Below are 18,058 nucleotides of genomic sequence, written 5' to 3'. Positions count from 1 at the left end.
AATGTTCTCCTTATTATTTTTGTGCGCCTTTCATGGCTGAATATCTGCAAACGCAGCAGCAAGAAATTCGTCGATTTGTTGTTTATGTACACGCCCATACCCTGTCGCTGGTGCTGCCGCTGCCGGGCGGCCTGCATACTGCCAGTAAGGAGTGTTAATTTTCAGTGCCGCCAGCTCATGACGAATCTGCCGCCACGCGCCCTGGTTTTCTGGCTCTTCCTGCAACCAAATCCATTCGCAGCAGTTCGGCCAACTCGCCAGAACATCATTCAGTTCTGCGACCGGGAACGGGTAGAGTTGCTCCAGGCGAACAATCGCTACCTCGTCTTCATGCTCACGCTGCTTACGGGCTTCCAGTACGTCGTAATAGACCTGGCCGCTACACAAAATAACGCGCTTAACTTTCTGGGACTGATGCAATTGCGGATCGGTGATTACCGGTTTATAAGCGTCATCAGTGAATTCACAAAGCTCGCTCATCGCGCCTTTAAACCGAAGTAAACGCTTACTCATCATTATCACTAACGGTTTGCGCATTGGGCGTAATGCCTGACCGCGCAACAAATGGAACATTTGTGCTGACTCACTGGGCATCACCACCTGCATGTTGTTTTCTGCGCACAGTTGCAGCCAGCGCTCAGGACGTGCGGAAGAGTGCTCCGGCCCTTGTCCGTCATAGCCATGCGGCAGAAGAATGGTTAAACCGCTATAGCGATCCCACTTGGTTTCGCCAGACGAGATAAATTGGTCAATAGCAACCTGAGCGCCGTTGGCAAAGTCACCAAACTGTGCTTCCCAAATAACCAGTTGCTGAGGCGCAGACGTTGAATAGCCATATTCAAAGGCTAAGAGCGCTTCTTCATTAAGCACCGAATCATAAACATCGAAAGATGCCTGACCAGCGCGGATATGCTGTAACGGCAGATAACGACGGGCTTCCGTTTGATGATGTACCACTGCATGGCGATGACTGAACGTGCCACGCCCTGAGTCTTCACCAGAAAGACGCACACCAACACCCGCATCCACAAGCGATGCATAGGCCAGCATTTCAGCCATTCCCCAGTCTACTGGCTGAGTACCTGCGGCCATATCCTGGCGTAACGCCAGTTGCCGTTTAATGGTAGGATGTGCGACCACATCGGGTGGCAGTGTAGAAATGATTTCACCATACGCTGCCAGCTTTTGCCGAGGCAATGCCGTAGATACCGGGGCGCTCCAGTGAGGGTTGGTCAACCCATACCAGTTAGCGCTAAAAGAGTGAATTGCAGGTTTGAGAGGCTGCGGTTCACGTTTCTGGCAGCTATCCAGCCAGTCGCGATAGCGTGCCGTCATCTCATCTTGTTGCGCCTGAGTTAACAGGCCGCGGCGGGCAAGAGATTCACCATAACGGGCGAGCGTACCAGGGTGAGCATCCACTGCCTGATACATTTGTGGCTGGGTAAGACGTGGCTCATCGCTTTCGTTGTGTCCGTGCTTACGGAAGCAGCAAATATCGATGATGATGTCACGCCGGAAGGTGTCTCGCCATTCGCACGCCAGTTCCATTACCTGGCAAACAGCGTCAACGTCATCGCCATTAACGTGGATAATTGGGGCCGCTACCATTTTGGCAATATCGGTGCAGTACCGTGAAGAACGCATATCCTGCAAGCGGGAAGTGGTGAAGCCAATCTGATTGTTAATCACCAGATGTAGCGTACCGCCAGTGCCGTAGCCCTGAGTCTGCGATAAGTTAAACGTGGTTTGGTTGACGCCGAGGCCGCCCAACGCGGAATCCCCATGAATAAGTACGCCCACCACTTTTGCCTGACCATCCTCACCACGGCGTTCCTGCCTGGCTCGCACCTGGCCCAGCACCACCGGATTCACGATCTCCAGATGTGAGGGGTTATACGCCAGCGCCACATGCAGCGAACCGGCAGGTGTTTCCAGATTGCTGGAATACCCCATGTGGTATTTCACATCGCCTGAACCACTGCCGATCGTCTGCTTGCCTTCAAACTCAGCAAAAAGCTGTGCCGGGTCTTTATTCAACAGATTAACCAGAACATTAAGTCTTCCCCGGTGCGCCATGCCAATGACCATTTCCTCCACACCTTGCGCACGCAGGCGTTTTGTCAGCGTATCGAGCGCCGGGATTGCACTTTCGCCCCCTTCCAGAGAAAACCGTTTCTGCCCAACATAACGGGTATGCAGATAACGCTCTAACGTCTCTGCCGCCATCAGTTTTTCAAAACGAGCAATACAGGTTTGGGCATCAGCTTGTGGCGCATTGCTGCTCTCAATCCGTGATAACAACCAGTTGATTTCTTCACGATTTTCCAGATGAGCAAGTTCATAAGCCTGGCTACTGGCCCAGGCTTGCTCCAGCAGGTTAAGCAGTTGCTTAAGTGGCATTTGCGTGGTGTGTGCGCCAAAGGTGACGCTAAACTCCTGCAACAAGTCTTCTTCGCTTAATCCCCAAAAACCAGGCTGGAGGGAGGGAACGTCAGCCGGGGGATTCAAACCAAGTGGATCAAGCTTTGCGCGCAGATGCCCCTGCGTGCGCCAGGCATTGATCAGTTGTATTACCGCAGCCTGTTTTTTTAAGGTCGCACCGCTGATATTGTTATCACCGGATACGCTTTGGACAGTCAGTTCAGGTGAAAGAAAAAAACGCCGCCAGTCTTCCGGGAGTTGTTCCGGCGTACGCAACCAGGTCTGGTAGTACTCTTCAAGCCAGGTCGCGTTATCTCCACTAAGCAGCGTGCCGGGCGAGGTCATGTTCTCCATGTTTTTCTCCTGATGGTCATAGACAGCTGCATTACTGCACAATCCGTACCAACAGTTAAAAACACTAATTTTCAAAAACTTATAGAAAAGAGATGATGTAAAAGTGGGCGAAAAAAGGGACAAAATAGTAGGGAGTGGCTGGAGTCAGGAACAGGCGGAGAGATCCGCCTGTTGATTAAAATCACATCACCGCAGCAAACGCCTTTGCCACGCGATGCACATTTTGCGTGTTAAGCCCGGCGACACACATGCGACCGCTGGCGATGAGATAGACACCAAATTCTTCACGTAGTTGGTCAACCTGAGCGGCACTTAAACCGGTATAACTGAACATGCCGCGCTGATTAAGCAGATAATCGAAATTGCGTTCTGGCATCTCTGTGCTCAATACCTTCACCAGTTCCTGACGCATTGCCAGAATGCGAGTTCGCATCTCTTCTACTTCCACCAGCCAGCTGGCTTTCAATGCCTCGTCATTCAGCACCGCAGCCACCACCTGCGCACCAAAATTCGGCGGGCTGGAGTAGTTGCGGCGAACAGTTGCTTTCAATTGCCCCAGTACGCGGCCTGCGGCTTCGGCATCTTCACACAGAACAGAAAGTCCGCCGACGCGCTCGCCGTAAAGGGAGAAAATTTTCGAGAACGAATTGCTCACCAGAGCGGGTAATCCAGCGCTGGCAATGGCGCGAATGGCGTAGGCATCCTCTTCCATACCGGCACCAAATCCTTGATAGGCAATATCAAGAAATGGGATAAGCTCACGGGCTTTGAGAATTTCAATCACCGCATCCCACTGCTCATTAGTGAGATCGGCACCCGTTGGGTTGTGGCAACATGGATGCAGCAACACAATACTGCGGGCAGGTAATGTTTTCAGCGTCGCCAACAGGTCATTAAAGCGCACGCCGTTAGTCGCTTCGTCATACCAGGGGTAAGTACTTACTTCGAATCCAGCCCCGGCGAATATTGCTACGTGGTTTTCCCAGGTAGGATCGCTGACCCAGACGCTTGATTCCGGGAAGTAGCGTTTCAGGAAATCTGCGCCCACTTTCAATGCCCCTGAGCCGCCAAGGGTTTGAATGGTTGCTACGCGCTGTTGTTGCAGTACCGGATGGTCCGCACCAAACAGCAGCGGCGCAATGGCATGGCGATAGCTGTTAAGCCCTTCCATCGGTAAATAAAGCGAAGCACCATGAGGCTGCGCATTCAGGCGCGCTTCCGCATCCGCCACGGCTTTCAGTTGTGGAATAATTCCGTCTTCGTTGTAGTACAGACCGATACTTAAATTCACTTTGTCGCTGCGAGGGTCTTCTTTAAAACGCTCCATAAGCGTAAGAATCGGGTCGCCAGCGTAGGCGTCAACTTTTTGAAACACGCGATGGTTCTCCAGGTTTACGGGCAGGTGGTTAAACCACAATAAACCGGAAGAAGGCGAAGATCGAGAGGATGTTCAAAGTCAGTCGGGAAGTTGGCGAAGAATTTGCTCCACTCGCTCTTGCAGTGGCCCCGAAACCGAAAGATAAGGAATGTTCCTGCGCGACAATTCCTGTTCATACCACACCTGTTGCCGTGCGCGAAATACCTCTCCTTGCCGGGTGCCATCCTGCACGAAGGGAAATTCTGCGCCGCAAAGCACTACCAGAGAGTATTCCCGCTCCGCCAGTTGGTGAAGTTCTTGCGGAGCATGACCATATTGATCAAGGGCATAGAATAAGGTCGTGAGTGGCGACGTGTCACATATAAGATAGTGATTAGCTTCTGCTTGTTGTTCCCGGCGTACCTGTTCGCAGGCGATATGCAACAAATCATCCGCAGTTAAGATACCGTTTTTTTCTTCCCAATAGTCGCGGCCAAATTCAGCGACATACACCGTATCAAGCACGCCCGCCAGCGCTTTTGAAAGCGTGCTTTTACCGGTAGATTCGCCACCAAGCAGACAGATACGGCGAACGAAACTGTAATAAACATCATTCGCCAACATGTAGCGATAGCGGTGAACATCGGAACGAATAAGCGTTCCCGAAGGCGCTTCATCGCCAACTGGGCGCGCCATTCGAACGTGTTCAACGGGTTGGGCAAAACGCCGCGCCAGCACGTTAGCAAAGCCATCGCCATAGTCTTCTGCAGTAAATACAGCGTGTGGGCGGCAACGTAATATCTGCAAGCATAGCGTCGCCACATAATGACGGTGGATGTCGGCATCAGCATTGTTATGCGGGATAGCAGGTAAGTTATAACGCGCAACAAGCTCTGGCGTCAGTACCAAAAACGTCGCTTGCGGGAAGCGCACTTGCAGCCACGTCAGGCGCTTTTCAGGTTCACAGTCAGGCATTTCCGGCACGGAATAACTGATGATGAACAGTTCTTCACATTGCGCCAGTGCGGTATTGATCAACTTTTCATGACCACAATGCAAAGGCGCGAATTTACCAACCACCAGACCCGTTGCAAAAGGCTTCATGATGTTTGCAACTCTTTGCGCCATTGATACAAACCATACCAGGCGTTAATCCAGAACAGGAAATATAAGCCAGCGGTCAGGTTTAAACCGCGCGTCATATACAGTGGCACCGCCAGGGTATTCACCGCTAACCAGACGTACCAGTTTTCGATACGTCTTCCCATCAACATGAATTGTGCCAGAACGCTGAAGGTCAAAATCAACGAATCCAGCCAGGGTGCCCAAGCATTGGTAAAGGTGTGGAGTAAAAAGCCGTAACCGCCTGCCACGACGACAGCACAGAGCAACAAAAGGAAAAAGTGACTGGCTTGCGTTCGGCGCACCGGCAAGATGTCGCCACCCTGACCTTTCAGCCAGTGGATCCAGCCAGTGATGCTGGTCACGATGAAGAATAACTGGAGCGTAACGTCGGCATAGAGTTGCACGGACCAAAAAACCCAGCCGTACAATATGCTGCCAATTATGCCGATCCACCATGTATGCACATTGTTTCTGGCAGCCAGCCAGACGGAAACCGCGTATGCCAGACACGCGGCGATTTCTGAATAAGACATTGTCCCTCCCTGGAGACGAATATTAATCCACGTATTTCATCGCGACTCTTGAAGTCAGGCGCGTAATAAGTTCGTAAGCACTTACCTTCGTCATTTCAGCGATACGTTCTACGGGCAAACCTTCGCCCCATAAAATGACCGGGGCCCCGGCTTTATCCTGCGCCTGTGGACCTAAGTCTACGCAGATCATATCCATCGCCACGCGCCCGACAATCGGCACTTCGCGACCGTTCACCAGCACTGGCGTACCGGACGGCGCGGCGCGCGGATAACCATCGCCATAGCCCATCGCGACTACGCCAAGACGAGTATCACGTTCGCTTACCCAGGTTCCACCATAACCGACAGGCTCTCCGGCTTTATGCTCACGCACGGCAATCAGGCTGGAGGTTAGCGACATCACTGGCTGACAGCCAAAATCGGCACCGGTGGAGCGATCTTCCAGCGGAGATACGCCGTAAAGAATGATGCCCGGGCGCACCCAGTCAAAATGCGACTGTGGCCAGAGTAAAATGCCACCCGACGCGGCAATGGAACGTTGACCAGGCTTGCCTTCGCAAAAGGTATTAAAGATAGCGAGTTGCTTCTCGGTTGCGCCACATTTTGGTTCATCCGCGCGCGCAAAATGGCTGACGATATTCACCGGCTGACGAACGTTTTTGCACTGGGTCAGACGATGATAAAACGCCTCAGCCTGTTCCGGCCTTACGCCCAGACGGTGCATACCGGTATCGAGTTTCATCCAGACGGTAACCGGCTCGTCCAGGTTAGCCTCTTCCAGCGCAGCAAGCTGTTCTTCGTTATGCACGGCGGTATGAAAATGTTGCGCAGAAATCGTCGGTAGATCTCTGGCATCAAAAAAGCCTTCGAGTAAAAGTACAGGTTTGGTGATTCCCCCCGCACGCAGTCGCAGAGCTTCTTCGAGACGGGCTACGCCAAAGGCGTCAGCATCGGGGAGCGTTCGCGCGGTCTCAAGAAGACCGTGACCATAAGCGTTCGCTTTCACCACCGCAACCATTTTACTGGCAGGTGCCAGTTCACGAAGACGTTGCAGGTTGTGTCGCAGAGCGCGGCGGTTAATCACAACAGTTGCCGCTTGCATTTGTGTTCCTTGATAAGTGTTTGCTTTAATTACCTAATTCATAAAATAATTATTATTCGTCGTCGTACTGCGGCCCCGCATAGTTGTCGAAGCGCGACCATTGACCGTTAAAGGTCAGGCGTACCGTCCCGATTGGGCCGTTACGTTGTTTACCGATAATAATTTCCGCGATGCCTTTTAAATCACTGTTTTCGTGATACACCTCATCACGATAGATAAACATGATCAAGTCCGCATCCTGCTCGATAGAGCCAGATTCACGCAGGTCGGAGTTGACCGGGCGTTTGTCGGCACGTTGTTCCAGAGAACGGTTCAACTGGGACAGCGCCACCACCGGCACGTTCAGTTCTTTCGCCAGTGCTTTCAGCGAGCGGGAGATTTCTGCAATTTCCAGCGTACGGTTATCGGAAAGCGCCGGTACGCGCATCAGTTGCAGGTAGTCGATCATGATAAGCCCGATGCCGCCGTGTTCACGGGCAATACGGCGTGCGCGGGAACGCACTTCCGTTGGCGTCAGGCCGGAGGAATCATCGATATAGATATTGCGTTTTTCGAGCAAAATACCCATGGTGCCGGAAATGCGTGCCCAATCTTCATCATCGAGCTGCCCGGTACGGATTTTAGTCTGGTCAACACGCGACAGCGACGCCAGAGAACGCATCATAATCTGTTCTGATGGCATCTCCAGCGAGAAGATAAGTACCGGTTTATCCTGCAACATCGCCGCGTTTTCGACGAGGTTCATCGCAAATGTCGTTTTACCCATCGACGGACGCGCGGCAACGATGATCAAATCCGACGGCTGCAAGCCAGCGGTTTTTTTGTTGAGATCGTCATAACCGGTGTTTACCCCGGTAACGCCATCGTGTGGCTGCTGAAACAACTGCTCAATACGCGCCACGGTTGCGTCGAGCACATCGGCGATGTTCTTCGGCCCTTCGTCTTTGTTTGCACGACTTTCGGCAATTTTGAAGACGCGGGATTCAGCAAGGTCCAGCAGATCTTCACTGGTACGCCCTTGTGGATCAAAACCGGCTTCGGCAATCTCATTCGCAACGGAGATCATCTCACGGACAACGGCACGTTCGCGCACGATATCCGCATAGGCACTGATGTTCGCCGCACTTGGCGTATTTTTTGACAGCTCTGCCAGATAAGCAAAACCACCGACGCTATCGAGTTGCCCCTGGCGTTCCAGCGATTCCGCAAGGGTAATCAGATCGATAGGACTACCGCTTTCCTGCAAACGCGCCATTTCAGTAAAGATATGACGGTGTGGGCGGGTGTAAAAATCGTCTGCCACCACACGCTCGGCTACATCATCCCAGCGTTCGTTATCCAGCATTAAACCGCCCAACACCGACTGCTCCGCTTCGATCGAGTGCGGAGGCACTTTCAGCCCGGCAACTTGTGGATCGCGTTCGCGGTTATCAGTCTGTTGTTTGTTGAAAGGTCTATTGCCTGCCATAACGAATGGTGTTACCTGCTGTTGAATGGGGGACAAGAGAGTATAGCGAGAAACAGTTTCTCGCTACAGCATTTAACGCCCCCGCTTTCCGGTGGAAGCGCGAATTTGCAGGGTCGGGCGATAGATGTAATGGCTGAGCGGTGCGTCTGGTTGCGCAATACGCCGTAAAATTTGCTGCGCCGCCTGTTTCCCCAGAGCCAATGGTTCTACCGCAATTGTGGTTAACGGCGGGTTACTGTAAGCACAAGCCGCCACGCCATCATTACCAATCAACGAAATATCTTCCCCGGCAAATAATCCTCTTTCGCCTAGTGCCGACTCCGCGCCAAAAGCCATTAAATCGTTATAACAAATCACCGCTGTGGGTGGCGAAGGCATATCCAACAGCTGTTGCATCAACTGGTAGCCGTTGGCCTGAGTCGGTTCAGCACGCAGCGAAAAAGCATCAGTACTCCACGGCTGTAAACCATGGTGATTCATCGCCTCAAGGTATCCCTGATAACGCATATGGTGCGTAAGACCACCAATAAACACGATATCTCTGTGCCCTTGTTGAATGAGATATTCCGTCGCTTCCCGTACACCTGCGTGGCTGTCCACGCCAACGTAATCGACGGGCAATTGTTGCCAATCCAGAGGGCGCATCGTGATTAATAAGGGTGTGGAACTGTTGGCATAACGCTGTAAATCGGCTTCTGAGGTACTGTTCACTGGACAGAGGACAATGCCCGCGACGTGGTGTTCCAGCAAGGTATCAAGCACCTGTTTTTGCCGGTCACTACGCTGGGAGGTATTGGACATCACGGTGATAAAACCGTGCTCCGCCAGCGTCATCTCAAGACCCATAGTAAATTCAGCGAAGAAAGGATTTATCAAATCGTCAATGACTACGCCGATAGTTAGCGATTTTTGCGAACGCAGATTGGCAGCAAAACGGTTATAGACATAGCCTAATTGTTCAATGGCTTGCTGGACTTTTTGTTGCGTCTCTTTTTTGATAAGTGAACTGTCGTTGAGAACCAGCGATACAGTCGATTTCGAAACGCCAGCCGCACGCGCAACATCGGTTAATGTTACCCGCTTTCTTCCTGTATCCGACTTCGCCATGCCTGCTCCAAACCCCCATAAGATCAAGGCAATTACTTTATCATAATCTCCTTTTACTCATGCGATCCGTTAACGCAAGGGATCGCAGGAGATCGTCGTTTCGATCACAGATTCGCACTTCCCTTGTTGTGTTTTTTACACCCTAATCGTACAAATTACGCATAAATTAGATCGTTCCAATTAATTTATGAAAATTATCATATTGTTTTAAATGTATATTTTTAATTATTTTTATATCGAAACAAGGAAATTATTATGTGCTCTGTACGCACGATCACTGCACCGGAAGCTGCAGATTTGATTGTTGATGGCGCAGTTGTCACCGTCTCCTCCTCCAGTGGAATGGGGTGTCCGGATGCGGTGCTGGCAGCAATAGGTGAACGCTTTCAACGTGCCGGACATCCGCAAAACATCACCTCCATCCACCCTATCGCCGCTGGTGATATGTATGGCGTAAAAGGCATCGATCATCTGGCGCAACCGGGCTTACTGGCAAAAGTGATCGCTGGCTCCTACCCCTCCGGTCCATCATCAATGACGCCTCCGTTAATCTGGCAAATGATCAATGACAACGCGATCCCCGCCTGGAATCTGCCTTCCGGGATCTTATTTGATATGCACCGGGAAGCGGCGGCTCATCGTCCTGGCGTGCTGACACAAACAGGCATGGATACCTATGTGGATCCCCTGTTGCAGGGCGGTGCAATGAATGAAAAAGCGGCGCAACAATCTCTGGTTGAACGTGTTCGATTTGCTAACGACGACTGGCTGTTTTTCCCCAGTATCGTGCCGCAGGTGGCGATCATTCGCGCTACCACTGCCGATGAACGCGGCAACCTGACTTATGAACATGAAGGGGCTTATCTGGGGCCACTGGAACAGGCTACTGCCGTTCGCAATAATGGTGGCATCATAATTGCGCAAGTAAAACGACAGGTTGCCGCCGGAAGTCTGAAACCAAAAGAGGTGCGTATTCCGGGTGTACTGGTGGATTACATCGTGATTGCGCCGGAACAAACACAAACGACACAAACGCAATATGAACCTGCCATTTCCGGCGAAATCAGTCGTCCGCTGTCAGCCTTTCGTTATATGGAACATGGCCCGGCGCGAGTTATTGCCCAGCGAGTCGCACAAGAACTACAAAGTGGAGATGCGGTAAATATTGGCTTTGGTATTTCTGCCAACGTACCACGCATTTTACTGGAACAAGGTCGCCACGGTGACGTCACCTGGCTGCTGGAACAGGGCGCGATTGGCGGAGTTCCACTGCTGGAATTTCAGTTCGGTTGTGCCTCTAATGCAGAAGCATTTTTGCCCTCTCCCCAGCAGTTCACCTATTTCCAGGGTGGTAGTTTTGATCTCACTCTGATGTCGTTTTTACAAATCGGCGCAGATGGCTCAGTGAACGTCTCACATCTCCCCGCTCGTCCACATGTCACTGCCGGATGCGGTGGATTTATTGATATCACCTCACATGCGAAACGCATTATTTTCTCTGGCTTTTTCAATGCCGGTGCCCAACTGCAACTGGAAGAGGGTCAGCTGCGTATCATTAAAGAAGGCAAAGCCAAAAAACTGGTACAGGACGTCGCCCACGTGACGTTCTCCGGCAAACGCGCAATAAGACTCGGGCAACAAGTACAGTACATTACTGAACGCTGCGTTCTGGAATTAACCCCAGACGGGCTACTGGTCACAGAAATTGCCCCAGGTATTGATCCTGAACGCGACATTCTCGCCCAAAGCGATGCCCCACTCCGTCTGGCAGACGATCTCAAACTAATGAATCCCCTCTATTTTCAACAAGGAAGTCACCATGAATAACGGCACCATTGACCTCCAGCGCAACGGTTTCATTGCCACTTTGGTGATTAATCGCCCGGCGAAACTCAACGCATTAACCCCAGAGATGCTCGAACAACTGCTGGCGCATTGCCACACGTTGGAAACTGATTCGGAGATCCGCGTAGTACTGCTGACCAGTGCCAGTGAAAAAGCGTTTTGTGTCGGCGCGGATATTCATCGCTGGACCTCTCTTTCTGCACTCGATATGTGGCGCAACTGGATCCGCCGCGGTCATCAGGCATTTGATGCTCTGGCACAACTGCCACAGCCCGTAATCGCCCTGTTGCACGGCCTGGCTTATGGCGGTGGTCTGGAACTGGCTGCTACCGCCGATATCCGTATTTGTAGCGCCGAAGCACAAATGGCACTACCAGAAACCGGGCTGGCGACAGTGCCTGGCTGGTCAGGAACGCAGCGGCTGACGGCACTGCTTGGGCGCTCACTGGTGAAAGAACTGGTATTTACCGGTGAACCACTGGATGCACAGCGGGCACTGTCCTGCGGGCTGGTGAATCGCGTTGTCGCCAGGGAGGCGTTACACGACGCCGGACTGCAACTGGCACAACGTATCGCCCAGCGTGCTCCCGTTGCAGTGCAGATCGCCAAGCAGGTTATTGATGCCGGAGAAGGTATTGCTGTGGCCTCGACGCTTGAAGCACTGGCTGGCGCTTTTTCCGCCACGACTGAAGATGCTCATGAAGGCAGTCAGGCATTTACTGAGAAGCGTCAACCGCACTTTCAGGCACGCTGATCGCCTCTTACAAGGAAAGAAAGATAATGAATATGACAACCTCTGTTCCCCAAACGCCTTCTTTATTTCGGCGAATAATGACAAAACTCGCGGCCTTTGCACCTGGCATCTTTCTTATTGGCTACAGCATCGGAACAGGCAGCATCACCACTATGGCTAAAGCAGGTGCTAACTATGGTGTCTCGCTCATGTGGGCCGTGGCGCTTTCTTGCATTGTTACCTGGTTTTTAATCCGTATTTATGGTCGTTATGCTTCCGTCACTGGTGAACGCGCGTTGACTGCATTTCGTCGCCATATCCATCCCGGCGTTGCGATGTTGTTTCTGATCGGGTTAACCGTTGCCGTGAGCGGTTCCATTATGGGGGTAATGGGTATTCTGGCGGATGTAATGGCAACATGGTCCACGACCTGGTTTAGTGGCGGTATCTCAGCTCTCGCCTGGGCTATCGCGATGGTCATTATGATTAACGTGATGCTCTGGACCAACAGCAACGCCGGGTTCGACAAAATCCTCTCCGCGCTGGTTGGCATTATGGGGCTGGCGTTTGTGATTAATTTTTTCATTATGATGCCGCCGGTCGCAGATCTGCTGGCCGGATTTATTCCGTCTGTTCCCGATCCTGTCGCTGGCGATAACAGTACGCCATTTCTGATAATTTCTGGCATGGTGGGTACCACCGTAGCACCAGCAATGTTTCTTATGCGCACGACCCTGGTAAAAAGTAATGGTTGGGGTGTGGACAATTTGCCTCATCAAAATCGTGATGCCATTGTCAGTGCAGGAATGATGTTCATCATCAGTGCGGCGGTGATGGCTGCGGCTGCGGGTACGTTGTACCAAACTGGCACAGGTTTAAATAATGCCTCGCAAATGGTCATTATTCTCGAACCTATTGCTGGCTCAGCTGCCGTGGGGCTCTTTGTTATTGGTATTGTTGCAGCCGGGCTTTCCAGCCAGTTCCCAAATTTGCTGTTAACGCCCTGGCTGCTGGCTGACTGGCGTGATACCAGCAACGAAGTTAGCCCAGGTTACCGTATCCTGATGACGGTTATGTCTCTGCTTTGTCTGGTTGTGCCGCTGTTCCACGCACGCCCGGTATTGGTGATGATTGCCAGCCAGGCCTTTAACGCCATTATTCTGCCGCTGACTGTTTTATGTATGTTCTGGCTGGCGAACAAGCCTTCGTTAATGGGCAAATATCGTTGCTCACGCTGGGAAAACGTCATGTTTATTGCCATAAGCGTATTTACGCTAATCATGGGCTATATGGCAATGAGCGGCTTAATCGAAAGTCTGATGAAATAGGTGGGACGCAATGATTGACGAAACGCTAACGGCGCTCACTGATATCAAAATGCCCCATTACGCACCGCTGGCTCAAGCCAGCGGTAGTATCGACCTTAACGGTACCATTTTACCAGAGTACTGCTGCAACACGCTGGTTCTGGGCAGTGGCGCGGCAGGATGGCGAGCTGCCGTCGAGCTGAAACGGCAAAATGTCGATGTAATGGTCGCCTCCAGCAAAGCCTTCTGGGGCACTTCCGCCTGTTCTGGTTCCGATAAACAAACGCTTCACACCGCGAATACGCGTGCAAATGGTGACCATTTTCTGACATTAAGTAACACCCTGGCGGCAGGTGGTGCGATGGATCATGACACCGCATATGTTGAGGCGGTCGGATCGGTGAACACCTGTGAAGTACTGAAATATCTGGGTCTGGATCTGCCTGAAGATCTCTTTGGCGCAACGTTGCGTTATCAAACCGATCACGATGAATTTGGCCGTGCCACTAGCTGCGGTCCTCGAACATCGCGCCTGATGGTGAAGGTGCTGGCCCAGGAGGCAATGCGCCTTAATATTCCTCTTTGCGATCACACAACGGCGATTCATATCCTGACCAGTGGTGAAGGGGAAAATCGACGAGTCGTGGGGGTGATCGCCATCGATAAAGCCTGTCGGGATAATCCCTGGCGAATGGTCGTGATTCGCTGCCAGCATCTGGTTTTAGCCACGGGCGGACCAGGTGAACTTTATCGTGACAGTGTTTATCCGGTGAACTGTTTTAGTGCGTTGGGCATGGCACTGGAAGCAGGTATAACTCTGGTTAATCTTACGGAAAGTCAGTTTGGTATCGGTACACCGCGCAGCCAGTTTCCGTGGAATCTTTCCGGTACTTACATGCAGGCGATGCCGCGCATCTATTCGCAGGACCACTCCGGGCGTCAGTATAATTTTCTGGCAGCTTATTACCCCACGACTCGTATGCTGGCCTCCGCAATATTTCGTAAAGGTTACCAGTGGCCGTTTCACGCGGAACGAATGCTGGAATATGGCTCCAGCCTGCTGGATGTCGCAGTTTATGAAGAGACTCAAAAAGGGCGCGATGTTTTTCTTGATTTTCTACGGGAACCAGAACCCGCAGCGGACGGAACGTCATTCAACCTGCAAGAACTGGATGATGATGTCATCGACTATCTGCAACAAAATCACGCCCTGTTGGCACAACCGCTGGCGAGATTAACACAGATGAATCCTCTGGCTATTCGTTTGTATCAGATGCACGGTCATGATCTCACAGCCTCACCGCTCAAGTTTACGCTAAATAATCAACATCTTAATGGCGGAATTGAAGTTGATATTTGGGGACGTACATCGCTAACTGGTTGTTATGCTGCCGGAGAAAATGCCGGAACACATGGTGTCACGCGCCCAGGTGGAGCAGCGCTCAATGCCGGGCAAGTTTTCGCCCGCCGCTGTGCATTACATATTGCTCATCAGAAAAGCCAGGACCGGCCTCTCGAGAGGCAACAAATTCTCAGTACGATTAATGAGGCGCAACAGTACCTGAATCAGGGGCTGCTACGTGACGACGTGCGAGAAACGATACAAAATACCATGAGCCACCATGCCGCAATTTTGTGTCATACACAGGGGATCAACACTGCCGCGCAAACCCTGGCAACACTTTGTGAAGATATTCGCCGGGAAGGTATTCAATGCGATGAAAACAGCCTGGCACAATCTTTCCAGTGGCGGCAAAGTGCGCAACTGGCGCTGGCTGTACTGCGTTCTTTACAATGTTATGTCGAAAACGGTGGTGGGAGTCGTGGTGCCAGGGCTATCTATGATGGCGAAGCCGGTATTGCACCGCAAACACCAGGTGGGCCACTCCTGGCCTGGCGTTTTCGGCCAGAAAATCAGGATGCCAGGCAATATATGATTTGTGTTTGTCGGGAAGCTAATGATTACCAAACCTGGACTCGCCCGTGCCGTGAACGGGGCGTATTAACGCTAACCAACTTTGAGCGCCAGTGGCAAAACTGGATTGCGGCGACGCCGTTTCAATACTGATCAGAGATATTCCGGGTTGTGACCGCAGCCCGGAAAAAATCCCCGCGCGGCCTGGCGACTACTGTTAGGCTTAAAACAGATATGTCGCTCAGTAAAGGAGTTTAAATGGCAACGCGCATCGAATTTCACAAGCACGGTGGCCCGGAAGTACTTCAGGCCGTGGAGTTCACTCCTGCCGATCCGGCGGAGAATGAAATCCAGGTCAAAAATAAAGCCATCGGCATCAATTTTATCGACACGTATATCCGCAGCGGCCTTTACCCGCCACCATCGCTACCCAGCGGATTAGGCACCGAAGCGGCAGGCATCGTGAGTAAAGTCGGCAGTGGTGTAAAGCATATTAAGGCAGGCGATCGCGTAGTCTATGCACAATCGGCATTAGGCGCTTACAGCTCTATGCATAACATTAATGCGGATAAAGCGGCGATTCTGCCTGCGGCAATTTCTTTTGAGCAAGCTGCGGCATCCTTCCTGAAAGGCTTAACGGTTTATTATCTGCTGCGCAAAACCTATGAAATTAAACCCGATGAACAGTTCCTGTTCCACGCAGCGGCTGGCGGCGTTGGCTTGATTGCCTGCCAGTGGGCAAAAGCCCTGGGCGCGAAACTTATCGGCACCGTGGGAACCGCGCAAAAAGCGCAGAGTGCGCTAAAAGCGGGCGCATGGCAGGTTATTAACTATCGTGAAGAGAATCTGGTCGAGCGGTTAAAAGAGATCACCGGTGGCAAGAAAGTGCGCGTGGTGTACGATTCAGTGGGCAGAGACACCTGGGAACGGTCGCTGGATTGCCTGCAACGCCGCGGCTTAATGGTGAGTTTTGGCAACTCATCAGGTGCGGTTACCGGTGTGAACTTAGGCATTCTCAATCAGAAAGGCTCGTTGTATGTGACACGCCCTTCCCTGCAAGGCTATATCACCACGCGGGAGGAATTAACCGAGGCCAGTAATGAACTGTTCTCTTTGATTGCCAGCGGTGTGATTAAGGTCGATGTCGCCGAGCAGCAGAAATATCCGCTGAAGGATGCGCGGCGTGCGCATGAGATTCTGGAAAGCCGGGCGACGCAGGGTTCCAGCCTGTTGATTCCATAAAAGAAATTGGGCTTCCACCTGGGAAGCCCTTTCTTTTATAGTTCGGCTGTATGTAGGGTACAGCTCGATGAATTTGTTTGACACGCAATAGTGACAGATTTGATTATCAATTCCTATTTTGTTCTAAGGATAAAACCTTAGGTTGTGATCATCCGCACAATCCCTTAGTAACGCCAGCGGTCATAATGCTGATATTTCGGCACTTTTGGTGCTTTAATCGCCCTGATCACCCACACCACCGCAACCGCCAACAGCAGCCACGGCAGCAACTTAATCATCAATGCCAGCATACCGCCGAGGAACATAAAGGCCGTCGCCACAATCAGCGCGGCGATAATACCCAGCAACGAAACACCAGTGACCATCAGCATGACAAAAAAGCCAATTACAAAAAGTAGTTCCAGCATGATGCTCTCCCAAATATGAAATCTCTTGCTGGCATTACAAGAATCATGCCAAAAATAATCTATTGATTTAACAGCAAAACGCCCCGCGACGGTGCGCAGGGCGTGGTGAATTTGACTACTTTTTGGTGAAAAGTTAACGCTTATCCGCCACCAGTTTGAGCGCGTGTTCCAGCACATTAATGTCTGCACCCGCTTTATGGGCATTTTCACTTAAATAACGTCGCCACTGCCGCGCGCCAGGAATACCCTGGAACAAGCCCAGCATATGCCGGGTAATATGGCCGAGATACGTCCCCTGGCTGAGTTCACGCTCAATGTACGGATACATGGCGCGCACTACCGCCACCGGATCGGCATCGGTATCCGAGGAACCAAAAATCTCTCGGTCTACCGCCGCCAGAATCCCCGGATTCTGATACGCCTCGCGCCCGACCATCACGCCATCCATATGTTGCAAATGCGCTTTAGCTTCTTCCAGCGACTTGATACCACCGTTAATCGACATCGTCAGATGCGGAAAGTCACGCTTCAGTTGATACACACGCGGATAATCGAGCGGCGGGATCTCACGGTTTTCTTTCGGACTTAACCCAGAAAGCCAGGCTTTACGTGCGTGGATGATGAACATCTCACACTCACCTTTGCCGGAAACGGTGTTGATGAAATCGCAGAGAAATTCATAGCTGTCCTGATCATCGATGCCAATACGCGTTTTCACCGTCACCGGAATCGACACCACATCGCGCATCGCTTTCACGCAGTCGGCAACCAGCTGCGCATTACCCATCAGACACGCACCAAACATGCCGTTCTGCACCCGGTCAGACGGGCAGCCGACATTCAGGTTGATCTCATCATATCCGCGCGCTTCTGCCAGCTTCGCACACTGTGCCAGCGCCGCCGGATCGCTACCCCCGAGTTGCAACGCTACCGGATGTTCTTCTTCACTGTACGCCAGGTAATCACCTTTACCGTGAATAATCGCCCCTGTGGTCACCATTTCGGTATACAGCAACGTATTGCGGGAAAGCAGACGCAGGAAATAACGGCAATGTCTGTCCGTCCAGTCAAGCATCGGGGCAATCGAGAAACGGTAAGCGGGATAAACAGTGTGTGATTCTGCTGGCATGGCGACTTTTTAA

General features: G+C 51.8%; 14 protein-coding genes. 5 read left to right on the top strand and 9 right to left on the bottom strand.

The genetic code is table 11. From position 1 onward, the window contains the following. Positions 1–30: 30 nt before the first annotated feature. The 7 genes from ACJHX4_RS11965 to ACJHX4_RS11935 form a co-directional block, all read right to left on the bottom strand. Positions 31–2,775, bottom strand: a complete 2,745-nt coding sequence (locus tag ACJHX4_RS11965) for a 2-oxoglutarate dehydrogenase E1 component (RefSeq protein WP_001296640.1) — start codon at positions 2,773–2,775, stop codon at positions 31–33. 181 nt (positions 2,776–2,956) lie between these two features. Next, positions 2,957–4,150, bottom strand: coding sequence for an aromatic amino acid transaminase (tyrB, locus tag ACJHX4_RS11960; RefSeq protein WP_000486956.1), 1,194 nt, complete (start codon positions 4,148–4,150; stop codon positions 2,957–2,959). An 81-nt stretch (positions 4,151–4,231) separates the two neighbouring features. After that, positions 4,232–5,236: an AAA family ATPase gene (locus ACJHX4_RS11955; RefSeq protein WP_001523669.1), complete on the bottom strand. Its 1,005-nt coding sequence runs from the start codon at positions 5,234–5,236 to the stop codon at positions 4,232–4,234. Continuing rightward, positions 5,233–5,790: a nicotinamide riboside transporter PnuC gene (gene pnuC / locus ACJHX4_RS11950; protein WP_000122237.1), complete on the bottom strand. Its 558-nt coding sequence runs from the start codon at positions 5,788–5,790 to the stop codon at positions 5,233–5,235. The genes ACJHX4_RS11955 and pnuC overlap by 4 nt, the downstream gene beginning before the upstream one ends. Before the next feature lie 22 nt (positions 5,791–5,812). Continuing rightward, positions 5,813–6,892, bottom strand: coding sequence for an alanine racemase (alr, locus tag ACJHX4_RS11945; RefSeq protein ID WP_001147314.1), 1,080 nt, complete (start codon positions 6,890–6,892; stop codon positions 5,813–5,815). Positions 6,893–6,944: 52 nt separating this feature from the next. Then, entirely contained in the window at positions 6,945–8,360 is a 1,416-nt protein-coding gene (gene dnaB / locus ACJHX4_RS11940; RefSeq protein ID WP_001296639.1) for a replicative DNA helicase, read from the bottom strand. Positions 8,361–8,432: 72 nt separating this feature from the next. Further along, on the bottom strand, positions 8,433–9,467 hold the full coding sequence (locus ACJHX4_RS11935; protein ID WP_001129782.1) for a LacI family DNA-binding transcriptional regulator: 1,035 nt from the start codon (positions 9,465–9,467) through the stop codon (positions 8,433–8,435). Positions 9,468–9,722: 255 nt separating this feature from the next. On the opposite strand from ACJHX4_RS11935, the gene ACJHX4_RS11930 reads away from it, so the two are divergent. The 5 genes from ACJHX4_RS11930 to ACJHX4_RS11910 all read left to right on the top strand — a co-directional run bounded on the left by ACJHX4_RS11930 (position 9,723) and on the right by ACJHX4_RS11910 (position 16,509). Further along, positions 9,723–11,294, top strand: coding sequence for an acyl CoA:acetate/3-ketoacid CoA transferase (locus ACJHX4_RS11930; RefSeq protein WP_410239912.1), 1,572 nt, complete (start codon positions 9,723–9,725; stop codon positions 11,292–11,294). Then, the gene (locus tag ACJHX4_RS11925) at positions 11,287–12,066 is read left to right on the top strand and encodes an enoyl-CoA hydratase/isomerase family protein (RefSeq protein WP_001059067.1); all 780 of its coding nucleotides are present in this window, start codon (positions 11,287–11,289) and stop codon (positions 12,064–12,066) included. Before ACJHX4_RS11930 ends, ACJHX4_RS11925 begins: the two co-directional genes overlap by 8 nt. A 77-nt stretch (positions 12,067–12,143) precedes the next feature. Next, entirely contained in the window at positions 12,144–13,373 is a 1,230-nt protein-coding gene (locus ACJHX4_RS11920) for an Nramp family divalent metal transporter (RefSeq protein WP_023141302.1), read from the top strand. Between the two features lie 10 nt (positions 13,374–13,383). Next, the gene (locus tag ACJHX4_RS11915; protein ID WP_000564684.1) at positions 13,384–15,420 is read left to right on the top strand and encodes an FAD-binding protein; all 2,037 of its coding nucleotides are present in this window, start codon (positions 13,384–13,386) and stop codon (positions 15,418–15,420) included. 105 nt (positions 15,421–15,525) lie between these two features. Then, a complete protein-coding gene (locus tag ACJHX4_RS11910; RefSeq protein ID WP_000235538.1) occupies positions 15,526–16,509 on the top strand; it encodes a quinone oxidoreductase in 984 nt (327 codons plus the stop codon). Positions 16,510–16,673: 164 nt separating this feature from the next. Here ACJHX4_RS11910 and pspG read toward each other — a convergent pair whose 3' ends face one another. Together pspG and dusA are read right to left on the bottom strand one after the other, a co-directional pair. After that, positions 16,674–16,916 carry an envelope stress response protein PspG gene (pspG, locus tag ACJHX4_RS11905; RefSeq protein WP_000891394.1) on the bottom strand — a complete coding sequence of 81 codons (243 nt, stop codon included), beginning with the start codon at positions 16,914–16,916 and terminating at the stop codon, positions 16,674–16,676. A gap of 133 nt (positions 16,917–17,049) precedes the next feature. Continuing rightward, a complete protein-coding gene (dusA, locus tag ACJHX4_RS11900) occupies positions 17,050–18,045 on the bottom strand; it encodes a tRNA dihydrouridine(20/20a) synthase DusA (protein WP_001110630.1) in 996 nt (331 codons plus the stop codon). Positions 18,046–18,058: the final 13 nt, after the last annotated feature.

The organism is Escherichia sp. WS2035, from assembly GCF_046487065.1.
Lineage (GTDB): Bacteria > Pseudomonadota > Gammaproteobacteria > Enterobacterales > Enterobacteriaceae > Escherichia > Escherichia coli.
Note: the sequence above shows the minus strand (reverse complement) of the source record. Positions and strands in the feature narration are given on the sequence as shown.

Excerpts from the sequence above, each read along its gene's own strand:
- ACJHX4_RS11965 (WP_001296640.1), bottom strand. The coding sequence starts at position 2,775 with ATGGAGAACATGACCTCGCCCGGCACGCTGCTTAGTGGAGATAACGCG.
- ACJHX4_RS11955 (WP_001523669.1), bottom strand. The coding sequence starts at position 5,236 with ATGAAGCCTTTTGCAACGGGTCTGGTGGTTGGTAAATTCGCGCCTTTG.
- pnuC (WP_000122237.1), bottom strand. The coding sequence starts at position 5,790 with ATGTCTTATTCAGAAATCGCCGCGTGTCTGGCATACGCGGTTTCCGTC.
- alr (WP_001147314.1), bottom strand. The coding sequence starts at position 6,892 with ATGCAAGCGGCAACTGTTGTGATTAACCGCCGCGCTCTGCGACACAAC.
- dnaB (WP_001296639.1), bottom strand. The coding sequence starts at position 8,360 with ATGGCAGGCAATAGACCTTTCAACAAACAACAGACTGATAACCGCGAA.
- ACJHX4_RS11935 (WP_001129782.1), bottom strand. The coding sequence starts at position 9,467 with ATGGCGAAGTCGGATACAGGAAGAAAGCGGGTAACATTAACCGATGTT.
- ACJHX4_RS11930 (WP_410239912.1), top strand. The coding sequence starts at position 9,723 with ATGTGCTCTGTACGCACGATCACTGCACCGGAAGCTGCAGATTTGATT.
- ACJHX4_RS11925 (WP_001059067.1), top strand. The coding sequence starts at position 11,287 with ATGAATAACGGCACCATTGACCTCCAGCGCAACGGTTTCATTGCCACT.
- ACJHX4_RS11920 (WP_023141302.1), top strand. The coding sequence starts at position 12,144 with ATGACAAAACTCGCGGCCTTTGCACCTGGCATCTTTCTTATTGGCTAC.
- ACJHX4_RS11915 (WP_000564684.1), top strand. The coding sequence starts at position 13,384 with ATGATTGACGAAACGCTAACGGCGCTCACTGATATCAAAATGCCCCAT.
- ACJHX4_RS11910 (WP_000235538.1), top strand. The coding sequence starts at position 15,526 with ATGGCAACGCGCATCGAATTTCACAAGCACGGTGGCCCGGAAGTACTT.
- pspG (WP_000891394.1), bottom strand. The coding sequence starts at position 16,916 with ATGCTGGAACTACTTTTTGTAATTGGCTTTTTTGTCATGCTGATGGTC.
- dusA (WP_001110630.1), bottom strand. The coding sequence starts at position 18,045 with ATGCCAGCAGAATCACACACTGTTTATCCCGCTTACCGTTTCTCGATT.